At 73.0% G+C, this 13,976-nt stretch carries 15 protein-coding genes; 6 read left to right on the top strand and 9 right to left on the bottom strand.

The window, feature by feature from the left end; genetic code table 11:
- Positions 1-38: 38 nt before the first annotated feature.
- Positions 39-1,472 (bottom strand): MFS transporter, encoded by a 1,434-nt coding sequence (locus ABT137_RS15015; RefSeq protein ID WP_351708022.1) that lies wholly within the window; start codon positions 1,470-1,472, stop codon positions 39-41.
- 132 nt (positions 1,473-1,604) lie between these two features.
- On the opposite strand from ABT137_RS15015, the gene ABT137_RS15010 reads away from it, so the two are divergent.
- The gene (locus ABT137_RS15010) at positions 1,605-2,006 is read left to right on the top strand and encodes a winged helix-turn-helix transcriptional regulator (RefSeq protein ID WP_351708019.1); all 402 of its coding nucleotides are present in this window, start codon (positions 1,605-1,607) and stop codon (positions 2,004-2,006) included.
- A 27-nt stretch (positions 2,007-2,033) separates the two neighbouring features.
- Here ABT137_RS15010 and ABT137_RS15005 read toward each other — a convergent pair whose 3' ends face one another.
- The 5 genes from ABT137_RS15005 to ABT137_RS14985 form a co-directional block, all read right to left on the bottom strand.
- Positions 2,034-2,456, bottom strand: coding sequence for an acyl-CoA thioesterase (locus ABT137_RS15005; RefSeq protein WP_351708016.1), 423 nt, complete (start codon positions 2,454-2,456; stop codon positions 2,034-2,036).
- 85 nt (positions 2,457-2,541) lie between these two features.
- A complete protein-coding gene (locus tag ABT137_RS15000; RefSeq protein WP_351708013.1) occupies positions 2,542-3,177 on the bottom strand; it encodes a hypothetical protein in 636 nt (211 codons plus the stop codon).
- A 106-nt stretch (positions 3,178-3,283) separates the two neighbouring features.
- Positions 3,284-3,883, bottom strand: coding sequence for a histidine phosphatase family protein (locus ABT137_RS14995; protein ID WP_351708010.1), 600 nt, complete (start codon positions 3,881-3,883; stop codon positions 3,284-3,286).
- Positions 3,884-3,886: 3 nt separating this feature from the next.
- Positions 3,887-4,417, bottom strand: coding sequence for a hypothetical protein (locus ABT137_RS14990; protein ID WP_351708007.1), 531 nt, complete (start codon positions 4,415-4,417; stop codon positions 3,887-3,889).
- Between the two features lie 33 nt (positions 4,418-4,450).
- The gene (locus ABT137_RS14985) at positions 4,451-5,659 is read right to left on the bottom strand and encodes a pyridoxal phosphate-dependent aminotransferase (protein WP_351708004.1); all 1,209 of its coding nucleotides are present in this window, start codon (positions 5,657-5,659) and stop codon (positions 4,451-4,453) included.
- 81 nt (positions 5,660-5,740) lie between these two features.
- Between ABT137_RS14985 and ABT137_RS14980 the strand changes: the two genes are divergently transcribed.
- On the top strand, positions 5,741-6,367 hold the full coding sequence (locus tag ABT137_RS14980) for a winged helix-turn-helix transcriptional regulator (protein WP_351708001.1): 627 nt from the start codon (positions 5,741-5,743) through the stop codon (positions 6,365-6,367).
- A 54-nt stretch (positions 6,368-6,421) separates the two neighbouring features.
- Here ABT137_RS14980 and ABT137_RS14975 read toward each other — a convergent pair whose 3' ends face one another.
- The 3 genes from ABT137_RS14975 to ABT137_RS14965 form a co-directional block, all read right to left on the bottom strand.
- Positions 6,422-7,249 (bottom strand): hypothetical protein, encoded by an 828-nt coding sequence (locus ABT137_RS14975; protein ID WP_351707999.1) that lies wholly within the window; start codon positions 7,247-7,249, stop codon positions 6,422-6,424.
- Positions 7,249-8,514, bottom strand: a complete 1,266-nt coding sequence (locus ABT137_RS14970; RefSeq protein ID WP_351707996.1) for a VWA domain-containing protein — start codon at positions 8,512-8,514, stop codon at positions 7,249-7,251. The genes ABT137_RS14975 and ABT137_RS14970 overlap by 1 nt, the downstream gene beginning before the upstream one ends.
- A 136-nt stretch (positions 8,515-8,650) precedes the next feature.
- The gene (locus tag ABT137_RS14965; RefSeq protein ID WP_351707993.1) at positions 8,651-10,165 is read right to left on the bottom strand and encodes an IucA/IucC family protein; all 1,515 of its coding nucleotides are present in this window, start codon (positions 10,163-10,165) and stop codon (positions 8,651-8,653) included.
- 93 nt (positions 10,166-10,258) lie between these two features.
- Between ABT137_RS14965 and ABT137_RS14960 the strand changes: the two genes are divergently transcribed.
- From ABT137_RS14960 to ABT137_RS14945, 4 genes are all read left to right on the top strand, one after another.
- Entirely contained in the window at positions 10,259-11,770 is a 1,512-nt protein-coding gene (locus ABT137_RS14960; protein ID WP_351707990.1) for an IucA/IucC family protein, read from the top strand.
- Between the two features lie 75 nt (positions 11,771-11,845).
- Positions 11,846-12,661 (top strand): SDR family NAD(P)-dependent oxidoreductase, encoded by an 816-nt coding sequence (locus tag ABT137_RS14955; RefSeq protein WP_351707987.1) that lies wholly within the window; start codon positions 11,846-11,848, stop codon positions 12,659-12,661.
- Positions 12,662-12,728: 67 nt separating this feature from the next.
- Complete coding sequence (locus ABT137_RS14950; protein ID WP_351707984.1) at positions 12,729-13,634, top strand: HipA family kinase; 906 nt, start codon at positions 12,729-12,731, stop codon at positions 13,632-13,634.
- A 54-nt stretch (positions 13,635-13,688) separates the two neighbouring features.
- On the top strand, positions 13,689-13,976 hold the full coding sequence (locus tag ABT137_RS14945; RefSeq protein ID WP_351707981.1) for an Rdx family protein: 288 nt from the start codon (positions 13,689-13,691) through the stop codon (positions 13,974-13,976).

Below are 13,976 nucleotides of genomic sequence, written 5' to 3'. Positions count from 1 at the left end.
CGGCCCTGCCCGGTTCGGGCGCGCCGCCTCCGCCCGGTTCAGGCGCGCCGCGGCCGCAGCGTGACCGCTGCCAGTGCCAGAGCCCCCGCCGCGATCACCGCGGCCACCCGGAAGGCAAGTTGGTAGCCGGCCGCCGTGGCCGGCACCAGCACCGCGCCCGCGTGCAGCAGGCCGTCGGTACGGCTCGCCGCGAGTGTGGACAGGACGGCGAGACCCAGGGAACCGCCCACCACCTGCGTGGTGTTGAAGAGCCCGGAGGCAAGCCCCGCGTCCTCCTCACGGGCGCCGGCCATGGCGAGGCCGGTGAGCGGGGGCATCGCCGCGGCGAACCCGGCCGCCATGAGCAGCATCGGGGGCAGCACGTCGGCCGGGTACGAACCGTCGGCGGGCGCCCGGCTCAGCACGGCCATCCCCACGGTGATGAGGACCAGCCCGGCGAGGAGCACGCGGTACGCGCCGAAGCGGCCGGTCATGCGCGCCGACAGCCCCAGCATCAGGACGCCGATCGCGAGCGGCGCCGGCAGGAAGGCCAGGCCGGTGTGCAACTCGCCGTAGCCCAGCACGCGTTGCAGGTAGAGCGCGCCGATGAACTGGAAGCCGTACATCGTCGCGATCATCAGGATCTGCACGCCGTTCGCGCCGCTCAGCGCCCGGGAGCGCAGCATCCGCAACCGCAGCAGCGGGTGTTCGGCCCGGGCCTGGCGGACGGTGAACGCCACGAAGAGCGCGAGGGCGAGCGCGGCCAGCAGCAGAGTGGCGGCCGGGCCCCGGTCGCCGGAGCCGACGATGACGTAGACGGTGAGCATCAGCGCGCCGGTGACCAGGGCCGCCCCCGGACCGTCGGCGCCCCCGCGGAGCCCGGCGCCGGGCTCGCGGGCCAGGATCCGTACCGCGGCCAGCCAGGCCACCACCCCGATCGGCAGGTTGATCAGGAAGATCCAGTGCCAGCTCAGCGCCTGCGTCAACGCTCCGCCGAGGAAGGTGCCCAGAGTGGCGCCCACCGACCCCACCGCGCTGAACACCGCGATGGCACGGGCCTGTTCGCGCGGCTCGGGAAAGAGCGACACCAGCATGCCGAGCACGACGGCCGAGGTCATCGCCCCGCCCGCGCCCTGCACCGCCCGCGCCGCGATCAGCGCCCCCTGGCTCGTCGCCAGCCCGCACGCCACGGAGGCCGCGGTGAACACGGCGAGCCCGGCCGTGAACATCCGCTTCCGGCCCACCAGATCACCCAGACGGCCGAACAGCAGCAGCAGTCCGCCGAACGGGATCAGATAGGCGTTCACCACCCAGGCCAGCCCCGGACCGCTGAAGCCCAGGTCGCCTTGGACGGCCGGCATCGCCACGGTGACGATGGTGCCGTCCAGGATCGTCATCAGCGCGCCCGCGCACAGGACGGCGAGGGACGCCCAGCGCGGGTATGTTCGAGAAAGAGTCACCGGTGCGGCCGGTGTGCCGGTCGTGGTCGACATGGCCTTCTGGCCTCCGCAATCGCCGTGAATCCGCCAGGGACATCAACAGGAACCGATCGTGCACAAGGTGCACGACTTGTAACGGGGTTCATGGTGAGTGACCATGAGAGGACGGCGTAAGGAGGCAGCTCGATGTCCCAGAGGAACACCGGTGTTACCAGCCAGGTCGTGAACGCGCACGCCTGCCCGGTCCGCGAGGTTCTTGACAGGGTGGCCGGCAAATGGAGCGTGCAGATCCTGGTCGCGGCCTCGCACGGCCCCATCCGCTTCACGGAGCTGGAGCGCGGCATCGAGGGCATCAGCCGCCGGATGCTGACCCTCACCCTGCGCAACCTGGAGCGCGACGGCCTGGTGACCCGCACCGTGTACCCGACCGTGCCCCCACGGGTGGAGTACGGACTCACCCCGGTGGCGCTGGAGTTGCACGAGACCCTGCTGCGGCTGACCGACTGGGCCGAGCGCAACCGCCACTACATCGCGCAGGCCCGGGCGGTCTACGACGCCGAGCACCGGCCGGAACTGCTCGACGTGTAGACGGCCGTGCAGACGGCGCGGACCGCGTCAGAGGCCGAACAGCTCCGGGGCCGAGGTAAGTTCCTTGAAGACCTCGCGCGGATCGGCGACCAGCTTCCGGGCCTTCAGGTCCAGCAGCCCGCCGACGGCCTCGACCTCCGCGGCCACGGTGCCGTCGGCCTTGGTGATCCTCTGGAGCACCCGGAACGTCTTGCCGCTGCCCCACTCGAACGCGCAGGTCACGTCGACCTCGTCACCGGCGAGCAGCTCCCGCTTGTACCGGATCGTCGTCTCCAGGGACACCGGGCCGACCCCCTGGCCCACCAGCCCGGCCTGGCTCACCCCGGCGGCCTGGAGCAGCGACCAGCGGGCGTGCTCGGCGTAGTTGAGGTACACCGCCTGGTTCAGATGGCCCTGCACGTCGGTCTCGTAGCCACGGACGGTCACCCGGACGGAATACGGTTCGCTCACGACTTCCCCTTCTCGCGTACGACGCCTCACGTACGACGCCTCGTGTACGACGCACTGATCCTTTGTCGGCATCCTGGCACGCCCGTCACACCCGGCGCGGCGATGCCAGCAGATAGCGCGTTCTGGTACGCGGCTCCGTGTACTCGCCCGTCTGCCAGCCCGCCCGCTCCAGGGCGGCCGCGCACGCCCGCAACCGCTCGCCCTCCGGCGCGTACACGGCGACCGCCTCCGGCTGCGGGGTCGCCCGCACCCGGTACCCGGGGGTGCCCGGCCCCTCGGGCGGCTGCCCGGCCGCCTCCAGGGCGAGTGCGGCGGCCCGCACCAGATGCGCACGCTCCCAGCCGCACGGGCGGTCGGTGGCGCCGTCGGGATTGGTCATCCGGCGCAGTTCGAGCAGCCCCTGCCAGGCGCTGTGCACCTCACGCGCACGGGCGGGCCCGGCCTCCGCCGACTCCTCCCCGCCGACCCGCGCGGCGAAGCCCCCGGTCGGCTCGGTCTCCGCCGCGGCCCGGGGTTCCGTCGCGGTCAGGGGGGCCGGGGCCTCCCGTATCCGATGCCCGGCCGGCGTCAGGAAGTGGTCGTGCGGCGGGCGCGGGTGCCGGAAGGCGAGCCCGTGCCTCACCAGTGCCGCCAGCTGCGCCTCGGTGCCCCGCAGCCGCCCGGTGACCGGATCGGCGGCGTCGATGACCCGCCGCTGCGCGGCGGTGGGCGGTCGGGTCACGGTGCACACCTCCCCGGCGTCGAGCGCGGTACCGATCCCTTCTCCGGATCCCTGCTCCGGATCCCTTCTCCGAAGGTTACGACCGGGGACCGACAACACCGTCCCGCTACCCGCTCGGGCGGATGTTCCACCCCGCGATCACCGGTCGCTCGTGCTCCGTACCCAGGCGGCACAGCGTCCCGGTGGCCAGCTGGAACAGGGCCCCGGCGGACGGCGGCAGGCCGAGACGGCGGGCGGTCAGGACGCGCAGGAAGTGCCCGTGGGCGACCAGCAGCACGACCCCCTCCGTGTTGGCGAGCGCCGCCTCCACCTTGGACAGCATCCGGTCGGCCCGCTCGCCGACCTGCTCCGGGGTCTCCCCGGGGTGGTCCGGCGGGTTGGGCGCCACGCCGTCCGTGAACAGGAACCAGCCGGGCCGGGTGCGCTGGATCTCCACGGTGGTCACGCCCTCGTAGCCGCCGTAGTCCCACTCCCGCAGGTCGGCGTCGACCCGGGCGTCGGGCACCCCGATCAGCTCGGCGGTCTCGCGGGCCCGCTGGAGCGGGCTGACGAAGGCGGCACCGATGCGGTGCGAGCGGATCAACGGCACCAGCCGGCGCGCCTCGTCCCTGCCGTGCTCGGTGAGCGGCACGTCCGTCCACCCGGTATGCCGTCCGGACCGCGACCACTCGGTCTCACCGTGCCGGACGAGAAAGACATCAGCCATACGTCAGAGGCTAAGAGCCCAGCGCTCCAGTTCGGCGAAGTCACGCGCCCGCAGGCCGTGCCGCGGATCCACCGGAAGGAGCAGTGCGGGCCCTTCGTGGTGCTCGGCGACATGGCGGACGTCGAGTTCGGTGACCATGTCGTCCACCCACACGAACGGCCGCCCGGCCGCCCACGCCACGACGGTCCGGGTCTTCCAGTACAGACCATCCGGATCCTTCGCGAACAGCTCCGGCCACTCGATGACGGGCAGCTCGGGCAGCCCTACGACCGGCCCGATCATCTCGTTGGCCTGGTGCATCCAGGTGGTGGCCCAGGCAAGTTCGTACGGCAGCGCGAGCAGCCGGGCCCCGTGCCCCGGATGCAGCCGCACCCGCAGCCCCCGGCGCAGCCGGCGGGAGCCGGGCCGCTGGCGGGCGGACCAGTTGGCGGGGTGCAGCCTGCGGGTCACGTACCCGCGGTGCCGCAGGAACCGGGCCCGGAAGGGGTTCAGGGGGCCGTCGACGTCGAGGAGGAGCAGCGGGCGCTGGGTCATGGGGACGACTTACCCAGGCAGCCCCCAGGTCCACTACTGCCGATAGCCGCTCAGGAACCGCCCGATCCGGCCGATCGCCGTCTCCAGGGTCTCCGCGTGCGGGAGGGTGAGGATGCGGAAATGGTCGGGGGCGGGCCAGTTGAAGCCGGTGCCCTGGACGACCTGGATCTTCTCCTGGAGGAGGAGGTCCAGGACGAACCTCTCGTCGTCGTGGATCGGGTGGACCTTGGGGTCGATGCGGGCGAAGGCGTAGAGGGCGCCCTTCGGCTTGACGCAGGAGACGCCGGGGATCTCGTTGAGCTTCTCCCAGGCCACGTTGCGCTGCTCGTACAGCCTGCCGCCGGGAGTGGTGAGTTCGCGGATGGACTGGCGGCCGCCGAGCGCGGCCTGGATGGCGTACTGGGCGGGCGCGTTGGCGCACAGCCGCATGGAGGCCAGCATGGTGAGGCCCTCCAGGTAGTCCTTGGCGTGCTGCTTCGGGCCGGTGACGACCAGCCAGCCCGAGCGGAAGCCGGCCACCCGGTACGTCTTGGACAGGCCGCAGAAGGTGAGGACCACCAGGTCGGGGGCGAGCGCCGCGGTGGAGTGGTGGACGGCGTCGTCGTACAGGATCTGGTCGTAGATCTCGTCCGCGAAGACCATCAGGCCGTGCCGGCGGGCCAGGTCGAGGATGCCCTCCAGGATCTCCTTGGGGTACACCGCGCCGGTCGGGTTGTTGGGGTTGATGATGACGACGGCCTTGGTGCGGTCCGTGATCTTCGACTCCATGTCGGCCAGGTCCGGGTACCAGTCGGCCTGTTCGTCGCAGAGGTAGTGCACCGCCTTGCCGCCGGCGAGGGTGGTCACCGCCGTCCAGAGCGGGAAGTCGGGGGCGGGGATGAGGATCTCGTCGCCGTCCTCGACGAGAGCCTGGACGGCCATCGACACCAGTTCGGAGACGCCGTTGCCCAGGAAGACGTCGTCGACGCCGACCTCCAGGCCCAGCGTCTGGTAGCGCCCCGCCACCGCCCGGCGGGCGGAGAGGATGCCGCGCGAGTCCGTGTAGCCGTGTGCCTGCGGGAGCATCCGGATCATGTCCTGGAGGATCTCCTCCGGCGCCTCGAAGCCGAACAGCGCGGGGTTGCCGGTGTTCAGGCGCAGCACGCTGTGGCCCGCCTCCTCCAGCGCGTTGGCGTGCTCGATCACCGGTCCGCGGATCTCGTAACAGACCTCGCTGAGCTTGTTGGACTGCCGGAACTCCATGCGCCCCTCCGGGAACTCGTGTTGCTTGGTTTTACCAAGTAGGAGCTTGGAAAGTCCAACATGTTGTCTAGACTGCGTCGCATGTCACCTCGCCGAAGCTACGACCAGTACTGTTCCGCGGCCCGCGCCCTCGACGTGGTCGGCGACCGCTGGACCCTGCTGATCGTCCGGGAGCTGCTCGCCGGTCCACGGCGCTACACGGACCTGCACGCGGATCTGCCGGGAGTCAGCACGGACGTCCTCGCCTCCCGGCTGAAGGACATGGAGCGGGACGGGGTCACCACCCGGCGGCGGCTGCCCCCGCCGGCTGCCGCGTACGTCTACGAACTCACCGCACGTGGACGGGGGTTGCTGCCGGTGCTGCAGGCGCTGGGCGCATGGGGCGAGCCCGAACTGGGCGAGCGCCGGCCCACCGACGCGGTCCGCGCCCACTGGTTCGCGCTGCCGCTGCTGCGGGCCCTGTCGGGCGAGGGGCTCGTCGAAGTCCGGCTGGGGGAGGGGGACTTCCACCTGTACGTCGGGGCGGAGGACGGCCCGGTGTACGGCGACGGCCCGGCACCGGCCGAGCCCGACGCCCGGCTCGTGCTCGACGCCGGGACGGGTACGGCCCTGGCCCGGGGCGAGTTGGGGCTGGCGGAGGCGGTACGGGACGGGCGGGTGACGGTGACCGGTGACGGCGCGCCGGCCAAGGAGCTGCGGGAGGCCTGAAACGACGACTGGGCCGCCGCGAACGGGGGCCCAGTCACTACGGTCGGTACCGGATCACATGCCCGGCGGCACTCGCGACGGCCGTCCCGACCCCCGCGTCAGCGCGTACCCGCCGATCCCCGCCAGCGCGGCCAGTACGCCGCCGATCCCGGTCCACACCCAGCGGTCGCTCCACCAGCCGGAGGACCAGCCGTCGTCGGGCTCGATGGAGGACAGCACCGCCGACTTGGTGGACGAGGAAGCGTCGTCGGACGAAGAACTGCCGTCGTCCGAGGCGGACTTGACCGCGATCCCCGGCACCAGCGGCTCGGCCAGCGAGCCGTCCACCGCCGCCGAGCCGCCGATGTCCTTGGAGTCCACCTTCACCTCGGCGCTCACCGGCTGGCCGAGGTCGGCCGAGGTCAGGTCCACCACCGTCAGCCGGATGTAGTACGTGCCGGGCAGCGGGTCGTCGGCCCACGGTTCCGACCAGCCCCGGACGGTACGCATCACACACGCCAGCTCCACCGACGCGGCGCCCTGCGCGGCCGTGCGGGTCTGCGCGCCGTACTGGCAGGCCTGCCGGCGCCGCAGCCCGTCGTACACGTCGAGCTGCCAGGTCTGCCCGGCGTGCGAGTCGGGCAGCTTCACCGTCGCCTTGACGTCCGGGCGCTGGCCGGCGTCGGCCGGGAAGGACCAGTACAGGTAGTCGCCCGTCGATCCGCCGGCCGTCGCCTGCTGTCCCTGGTCGATCTCGGCCGCCGTACGGAAGGACGTGCCCGCCTGGGTGGGCGCGCCACTGTCCTCCGAGGCGCTGGGGGAGGGGGAGGAATCCGCGACCGCCGGTCCCGCCGCCAGGCCCACCGCCAGCAGGGCGGCGCTCAACACACGTGTGATCGACATCAGTTGCTCCTCCAGACCGCGACCCGCCACCGCGACACCCAGCCCCACACCAGACCCGCGAGGAAGCCGGTCAGCACCAGCGCGCCGAGCAGCCACCAGCCGCGGCCGAGACCGAAGGAAGCGACATCGCTCGCCTTCGACGGCCCGTCCACCACGTCGACCGTCAGCTCGACCGGCAGACCGGGGCTGGTCTTCACCCCGGACGCGGCCGAGAAGGAGTTGGTCACCTGGAGGCAGACGGTCTCCGGGGTGGTGTCCTCGTCGTCGTCGCTCTCCGCCTTCGGGTACCGCAGCCCGGTCGAGATGACGTCCGTACGGCCCAGGCCCGACGCCTCGCCGCGCACTATCTCCCGCCCGTGCACGGTCACCGCGCGCAGCAGCACGCCGTAGTCGGCGTTGACCGCCCGGTCGGCCGCGACGCTCACCGAAGCGCGCAGCTCCTGGCCGGGGTCGACGTCGACCTTGTACCAGCGCTGCTGCCCGAACTCCTCGCGGTCGGTGTACAGCCCCGACTTCAGCGCGGGCGCGGACGAGCACTGGTCCGTGCCCTCGGTCGCCACCGGCGTGACCACGGGGTCAGCCGCCCGGTCCACCAACTGGCCGACCCGGTCGGTCAGTTCTTCCTTGTGCTGGACGGAGGTGTACGTGCCGCCGGTCGCGTCCGCGATGCAGCTGAGCTGGTCGCGGGTCTTGGCGTCCGGCACCAGGCCGAGGGTGTCGATGGTCAGCCCGACGCCCTTGGCGGCGATCTCACGGGCCACCTCGCACGGGTCCAGCGGCTGGCAGGTGTCCTCGCCGTCGCTGATCAGGACGATACGGCGGGTCCCGTCACCGCCCTGGAGGTCGTCGGCCGCCTTGAGCAGCGCGGGGCCGATCGGGGTCCAGCCGGTCGGCGAGAGCGTGGCGACGGCGGTCTTCGCCTCGGTGCGGTCCAGCGTGCCGACCGGGTAGAGCTGCGCGGTGTCCTTGCAGCCCTCCTTGCGGTCGTTGCCGCGGTAGTTGGCGCCCAGCGTGCGGATGCCGAGCTGGACCCCCTCGGGCGTCGCGTCCAGCACCTCGTTGAACGCCTGCTTGGCCGCGGCCATCCGCGTCCCGCCGTCGATGTCCGCCGTCCGCATGGAACCGCTGACGTCCAGCACGAGCTCCACCTTGGGAGCGGCCTGTTCGGTCTCGTCGGCGACCGCATGGCCGGGGAACGCGATCCCGGCCGCCAGGGCGGCGAGCAGAGCACAGACTCCTGCCGCCGGCCGATGTGTTCTGATCATCGGCGGATCCTATTGATCAAAGGCGCCGGGCTCCAAAACGAGGTCCGGAGCCCAAAACGAGAGTGACCGGCAGGTCAACGGCGGACGGCGAACGGCCCGGCGCGATCATCGGGTTGCGGCGAGTGTGCCGGAACGGTCACCGCGTGTCGGCGAGCGGGTTCGGCAGGGCCGCCCACTGGTCCCCGGGCACCTCCGGGGACAGCCGCATCAGGGTCAGCGCCTTGGCCGGCAGCGGGCCTTCGAGGAGGGCCGCCAGGTCGGGGGTGGCCGGCAGATGCCGTACGGCCGTCTCCAGGGCCGTCGCCAGGGCCGGTCCCGAACCCGCCGTGCCCGCGAGGGCGCCCGCGACCAGGGAGCCGAACAGCTTGCGGCGCAGGGTCGCCTCGTCGTCCGTCACCAGGCGGCCCGTCAGGTCGGGCGGGGTGATGCCGTGGCGGCGGAGGCGGGCGGGACTGAGCCGGATGTCGGCCAGGTCGCGGTAGACCAGGCGGAGCGGGGCGCCGGTCTCGGAGAGCACGACCAGCAGGTTCTGGCCGTGTGCCTCCAGGGCCACGCCCAGGTCCAGCAGCCGCAGCCCCGCCGTCAGCGCGAGCCGGGTGAACTCGGCCAGCCAGGAGGGCGATCCGGGGAGGCCGGTGGTGGCCAGCGCGGCCACCGGGAGGACGCGCTCGCCGGCCGCCGCGTACACCTCCGGCGACTCGCGCAGGAGCGCCGCCAGATCGGGGGAGTCGGCGGTCACCGCGCCCAGCGTGCGGGTGACGTGCAGGAGTCCGTCGGTGCGGGACGCCAGATCCGTGGCGAACGCCGACAGCGTCATCGCCGCACCGATCGAGTACGTCGAGATGTCCCGCACGGACGAGGTCAGCCGGGCACTGATCGCCGTCTTCACGTGCGGTCCGCCGGGGAGCGCGAGCGTGCGCAGGGACATCAACGGGTGTGCGTCCCGCCAGGGTTCGGCGGAGCCGCCCTTGAGGACGTGGGCGCGCTGCCAGGGGTGCACGGGAATCAACAGCTGCTCCCCGTCCCGGAGTCCGTCCGGCCAGTCGCCGGTCAGCAGGCAGTCCCCGGCGGCGACCGGAACCGTCTCCAGCCGTACCACCGGCCGGTGCTCCGGCCCGTACGCGAGCTGCTCCGCCGCCGAGAAGCCGGGCCGGGAACGGCAGTTGGGGTGGAAGGGATGCCCGTCGACGACCCGCTGCTCCCACTCCCAGTCGCGGTCCGGCCACTCCTCCGGGTCCTCGGCGGAGAACTCCCGGTCGGCCCGCGACAGCGCCAACGACGCGGCACTGTTGGCCAGTTCGGCCGCGAACCCGGCGGAGTGCGGCCACCCCAGATCCGTCATCAGCCGCGCCGGATCGTCGTACGCCTCCCCGTCCAGACGCACGGCGGTCACATACGCGTCCGTGGCGTACGGATCCGCCCGCGGCCCGTGCAGCGCCCGCCCGTCGGCCAGCCACAGGGCCAGGCTGTGCGCCCCGCGCACCCGGCGCGCCACCCACGGCAGCGGCTCGTGCGCCAGCGCCCGCCACAGCCGGGTCAGCACCGCCGCCCGCGCACCGGGCAGCTCGGCCTGGTACCGGTCGACGAGGTCCGGCCGCGCCTCGGCCAGCTCCGCGGCGAGCCGGGTCTCGATGGGGGAGGGACGGTGCACGGGAGGGCTCCTCGGGGACGGGTACGACGGTCATGATGACCGGTGACGGGCGACATACTGATCAGGATCGGACTGTGTGGACGTAGCGAACGAATGGAACGCGTGGATCTCATGCCCCCCAGCGACGCCGTCGGTGAACGCGCCGACGTGTACGCTGCCGCGCCCCTGCTCAACTGCCTGCTGCGGGAGGTGGCCCAGCCGCTCCCGGACGCCGGGGAAGGGCCGTTGCGGGTCTACCGGCTGCCCGGCGGCGGCCGGCTGCTGCGGGTGCGCGGCGAACGCCGGCCGACCGCGCCCGAGGTGTACGCGGACGGCACCTGGCACCGCGTCGGCCACGCCGAACTGGTGAAACTCGTCGCCGAGGAACTGCGCAGACATACCGGGCTGTCCAACGGCGACCTGCCGGCCGAGATGATCGACAGCCGGGACGCGGTCGCCGCGCTGCTCGCGGCACGCGCCCGGGCGACGGCGCCCGACGACCCGTATCTGCGCTCGGAGCAGTCCCTCATCACCGGCCATCCCTACCACCCCGCCCCCAAGGCGCGCGGCGGCGGTCCGGTCACCGCCTGGCTGCCGTACGCCCCCGAGGCGTACGCCCGGTTCCCGCTGGTGCTGCTCGCGGTCCGCGAGGACGAGGTGGTGGAGGAGGGCGACACGGCCGCGCTGGACGCACTGGCCGCGCCGGCCGCCGTACCGGACGGCTACCGGCTGCTGCCCGCCCACCCCTGGCAGCTCGACCTGGTCGCCCGCGACCTCGCCCCCGCCTTCGCGGACGGGCGGCTGCTGCGCCTCGACGAGACGGACTTCGTGACCTGGCCGACGGCCGCGATCCGCACGGTGTACGAGCCGGAGCGGGACCTCTTCCTGAAGTTCAGCCTGGACGTCCGGATCACCAACGACATCCGCCGCCTCTGGGCGCACGACCTGCGGAGACTGCGCCGCACGGACGCGGCCGCGACCGCCGCGTTCACGGCCATGGACGGACCCGCCGGCTGGCTCGGCGACCGCGGCTACCGCACCGCCCGCTTCGCCTTCGAGGAACTCGCCGTGCTCGTCCGCGACGGACTGCGCGGACCGCTGCTGCCGGGGGCCACCCCGCTGCTCGCCGCCGGCCTGGTGGAGGGCTTCGACGGCGACCCGCTGGCCGCGGCGGCGGACCCGGGTGCCTGGTGGGAGGCGTATCTGCGGGCCGTCGTACCCCCGGCCGTGACCGCCTTCGCCGAACACGGCGTCGTCCTGGAGGCGCACCTGCAGAACACCCTGGTCGCCGTCGACGCCGACGGCATGCCGGTGCAGGCGCTGTACCGGGACGCCGAAGGGGTCAAGCTGCTGGCCGACGTGGACCGGGCCGCCGGGTGGGAGCGCCTGGTGTACTGCCTGGTCGTCAACCACCTGACCGAGGTCGCCGCTGCGCTCGCCGAACGCCATCCCGGGTTCGATCCGTGGCCGGCGGCGCGGCGGGAGCTGGCACGGCAGTCGCTCCCGGAGGTGACCGACCTGCTGGCCGCCCCGACCCTGCCCGGCAAGACCAACCTCCTGCTGCGCTGGACCGGCGCGGACGGGGCCGACGCGCGCTATCTGCCGTTGCCGAATCCCCTGGCCTGAAACCGGCGGGACCGAAGGGGCGCCGACTTACGATCACGGCGCCCGGTCCCCTGCCGACAAGGAGTGCCCACCGTCATGGATGACGAGCGAGTCGTCGTGGTGACCGGCGGCGGTACCGGTATCGGCGCCGCCACCGCCCGGCTGCTGCGGGCCGCCGGACACCACGTCGTCATCGGCGGACGGCGGCCCGAACCGCTGCGGCGGGTGGCCGACGAGACCGGCGCGCTGGCGCACCCCGGCGACCTTTCGGACCCGTCGGCGGTCCAGGACCTGATCGACACCGCGGTCGCCCGCCACGGCCGGCTCGACGGACTGGTCCTCAACGCCGGCATCGGCCGCAGCGGCGCGGTCGGCGACCTCTCGGACGAGACCTGGGACGAGGTGCTGCGCACCAACCTGACCGGCCCGTTCCTGACCCTGCGCGCCGCCCTCCCGCACCTGCTGGAGACCCGCGGCGCGGTCGTCGCGGTCGCCTCCGTCGCGGCGCTGCGCAACGGCTGGGGCAACGCCGCGTACGCCACCTCCAAGGCCGCGCTGCTGCAGCTGTGCCGCTCGGTGGCCGTCGACTACGGCAGCCGGGGTGTGCGGGCCAACACGGTGTGCCCCACCTGGGTGCGCACCGAGATGGCCGACGGACGCATGGCCCGCTTCGCGGCGGAGGAGGGCATGGCCGGCGGGATCGAGGAGGCGTACACGGAGGCGACGCGACTGGCCCCCGCCGGCCGCCCGGCCGACCCGGCCGAGGTCGCCGAGGCGATCGCCTGGCTGCTCTCGCCCGCCGCCTCCTTCGTCAACGGCGCGACCCTCGCCGTCGACGGCGGGATCACCGCCCTCGACCCGGGCACGGTGCCGTTCGGATTCCGCGTCGAGAGCCGCGACGGCGGCCACTGAGCCGCGCACCGTCACGCCCGGTTACGCTGGTCACTTCACGTCCGAGGCCGGAGAACGAGGGGCGAGCATGCTGAGGGAGGTCACCGCCACCCGCTACGTCGCCCCCCTGCGCTCCGGCGGCTCCGTGCCCGGGATCGTCGAGGCCGACGACCTCGGCACCTACGTCGTCAAGTTCACCGGGTCCGCGCAGGGACACAAGGCGCTGGTCGCCGAGGTGATCGTGGGGGAGCTGGCGCGGGCGCTCGGGCTGCGGTTCCCCGAGCTGGTCCTGGTGCACTTCGACCCGGCGATCGCCGGGGACGAGCCGCACCAGGAGGTGCGCGACCTGCACGCGGCCAGCGGCGGAGTGAACCTCGGGATGGACTTCCTGCCCGGTGCGGAGGACTTCACCCCGCAGATCGCCGAGGTCTTCCCGGTGCACCCGCTGGAGGCGGGCCGGATCGTCTGGCTGGACGCGCTCACCGTCAACGTCGACCGTACGGTGCACAGCTCCAACCTCATGGTCTGGCCGACCTTCGGCATCGCACCCCCGCGCCTGTGGCTCATCGACCACGGTGCCGCCCTCGTCTTCCACCACCGCTGGGACACCTCCGCCCCCGGGAAGGCGTACGACTTCCGTCATCACGCCCTCGGCCGGTACGGCCCCGACACCCGGGCCGCCGACGCCGAACTCGCGCCCAGAGTGACCGAGAGGCTGCTCCGGGACGTCCTCGCCGAGGTCCCGGACGCCTGGCTCACCGATTTCGGCACGCCCGACGAGATGCGCGAGGCCTACGTCGGCTATCTGCTGGCCCGGGTGCGGGCCTCCGCCGAGTGGCTCCCCACCGACTTCCCGGGCCGCGACCAGCTCGCGGCCGAGGAGGCCGCCCGCGCGGCCAGGACCCAGCAGGGACGCCCGGCCTGGCTGAAGCGGGTTCCCGACCTGCACGGCAAGCCCGCGGCCCGACAGGACTGGTCGGTGCACCTCGGATGAGGGACGGTTCGGGTGAGGGACGGTTCGGATGAGGGACGGTGACCAGTGACAGCGATGAGTGACAGCCGACGCGTGGAGATCGAGTACTGCACCCAGTGCCGCTGGCTGCCGCGGGCGGCCTGGCTGGCGCAGGAGCTGCTGACCACCTTCGAGACCGAGCTGACGGAGCTGGCGCTGAAGCCGGGCAAGGGCGGCGTCTTCGTCGTACGGGTCGGTGACGAGGTGGTGTGGGACCGGCGCGACCAGGGTTTCCCCGAGCCCACGGCCGTGAAGCAGGCCGTACGCGACCGAGTGGCCCCGGGGAAGTCCCTGGGCCACTCGGACAGGGCTGCGCAGGAGTAG

This window comes from Streptomyces sp. NPDC001980 (assembly GCF_040296885.1).
In the GTDB taxonomy this organism is placed as follows: Bacteria; Actinomycetota; Actinomycetes; order Streptomycetales; family Streptomycetaceae; genus Streptomyces.
The sequence above is the reverse complement of the archived record's forward strand: the minus strand, read 5'-3'. Positions and strand labels throughout refer to the sequence as shown.

What these genes read in the sequence shown, in the direction of transcription:
- ABT137_RS15015 (WP_351708022.1), bottom strand. Translation starts at nt 1,472, where the DNA reads ATGTCGACCACGACCGGCACACCGGCCGCACCGGTGACTCTTTCTCGA.
- ABT137_RS15010 (WP_351708019.1), top strand. Translation starts at nt 1,605, where the DNA reads ATGTCCCAGAGGAACACCGGTGTTACCAGCCAGGTCGTGAACGCGCAC.
- ABT137_RS14995 (WP_351708010.1), bottom strand. Translation starts at nt 3,883, where the DNA reads ATGGCTGATGTCTTTCTCGTCCGGCACGGTGAGACCGAGTGGTCGCGG.
- ABT137_RS14990 (WP_351708007.1), bottom strand. Translation starts at nt 4,417, where the DNA reads ATGACCCAGCGCCCGCTGCTCCTCCTCGACGTCGACGGCCCCCTGAAC.
- ABT137_RS14985 (WP_351708004.1), bottom strand. Translation starts at nt 5,659, where the DNA reads ATGGAGTTCCGGCAGTCCAACAAGCTCAGCGAGGTCTGTTACGAGATC.
- ABT137_RS14980 (WP_351708001.1), top strand. Translation starts at nt 5,741, where the DNA reads ATGTCACCTCGCCGAAGCTACGACCAGTACTGTTCCGCGGCCCGCGCC.
- ABT137_RS14975 (WP_351707999.1), bottom strand. Translation starts at nt 7,249, where the DNA reads ATGTCGATCACACGTGTGTTGAGCGCCGCCCTGCTGGCGGTGGGCCTG.
- ABT137_RS14970 (WP_351707996.1), bottom strand. Translation starts at nt 8,514, where the DNA reads ATGATCAGAACACATCGGCCGGCGGCAGGAGTCTGTGCTCTGCTCGCC.
- ABT137_RS14960 (WP_351707990.1), top strand. Translation starts at nt 10,259, where the DNA reads ATGGAACGCGTGGATCTCATGCCCCCCAGCGACGCCGTCGGTGAACGC.
- ABT137_RS14955 (WP_351707987.1), top strand. Translation starts at nt 11,846, where the DNA reads ATGGATGACGAGCGAGTCGTCGTGGTGACCGGCGGCGGTACCGGTATC.
- ABT137_RS14950 (WP_351707984.1), top strand. Translation starts at nt 12,729, where the DNA reads ATGCTGAGGGAGGTCACCGCCACCCGCTACGTCGCCCCCCTGCGCTCC.
- ABT137_RS14945 (WP_351707981.1), top strand. Translation starts at nt 13,689, where the DNA reads ATGAGTGACAGCCGACGCGTGGAGATCGAGTACTGCACCCAGTGCCGC.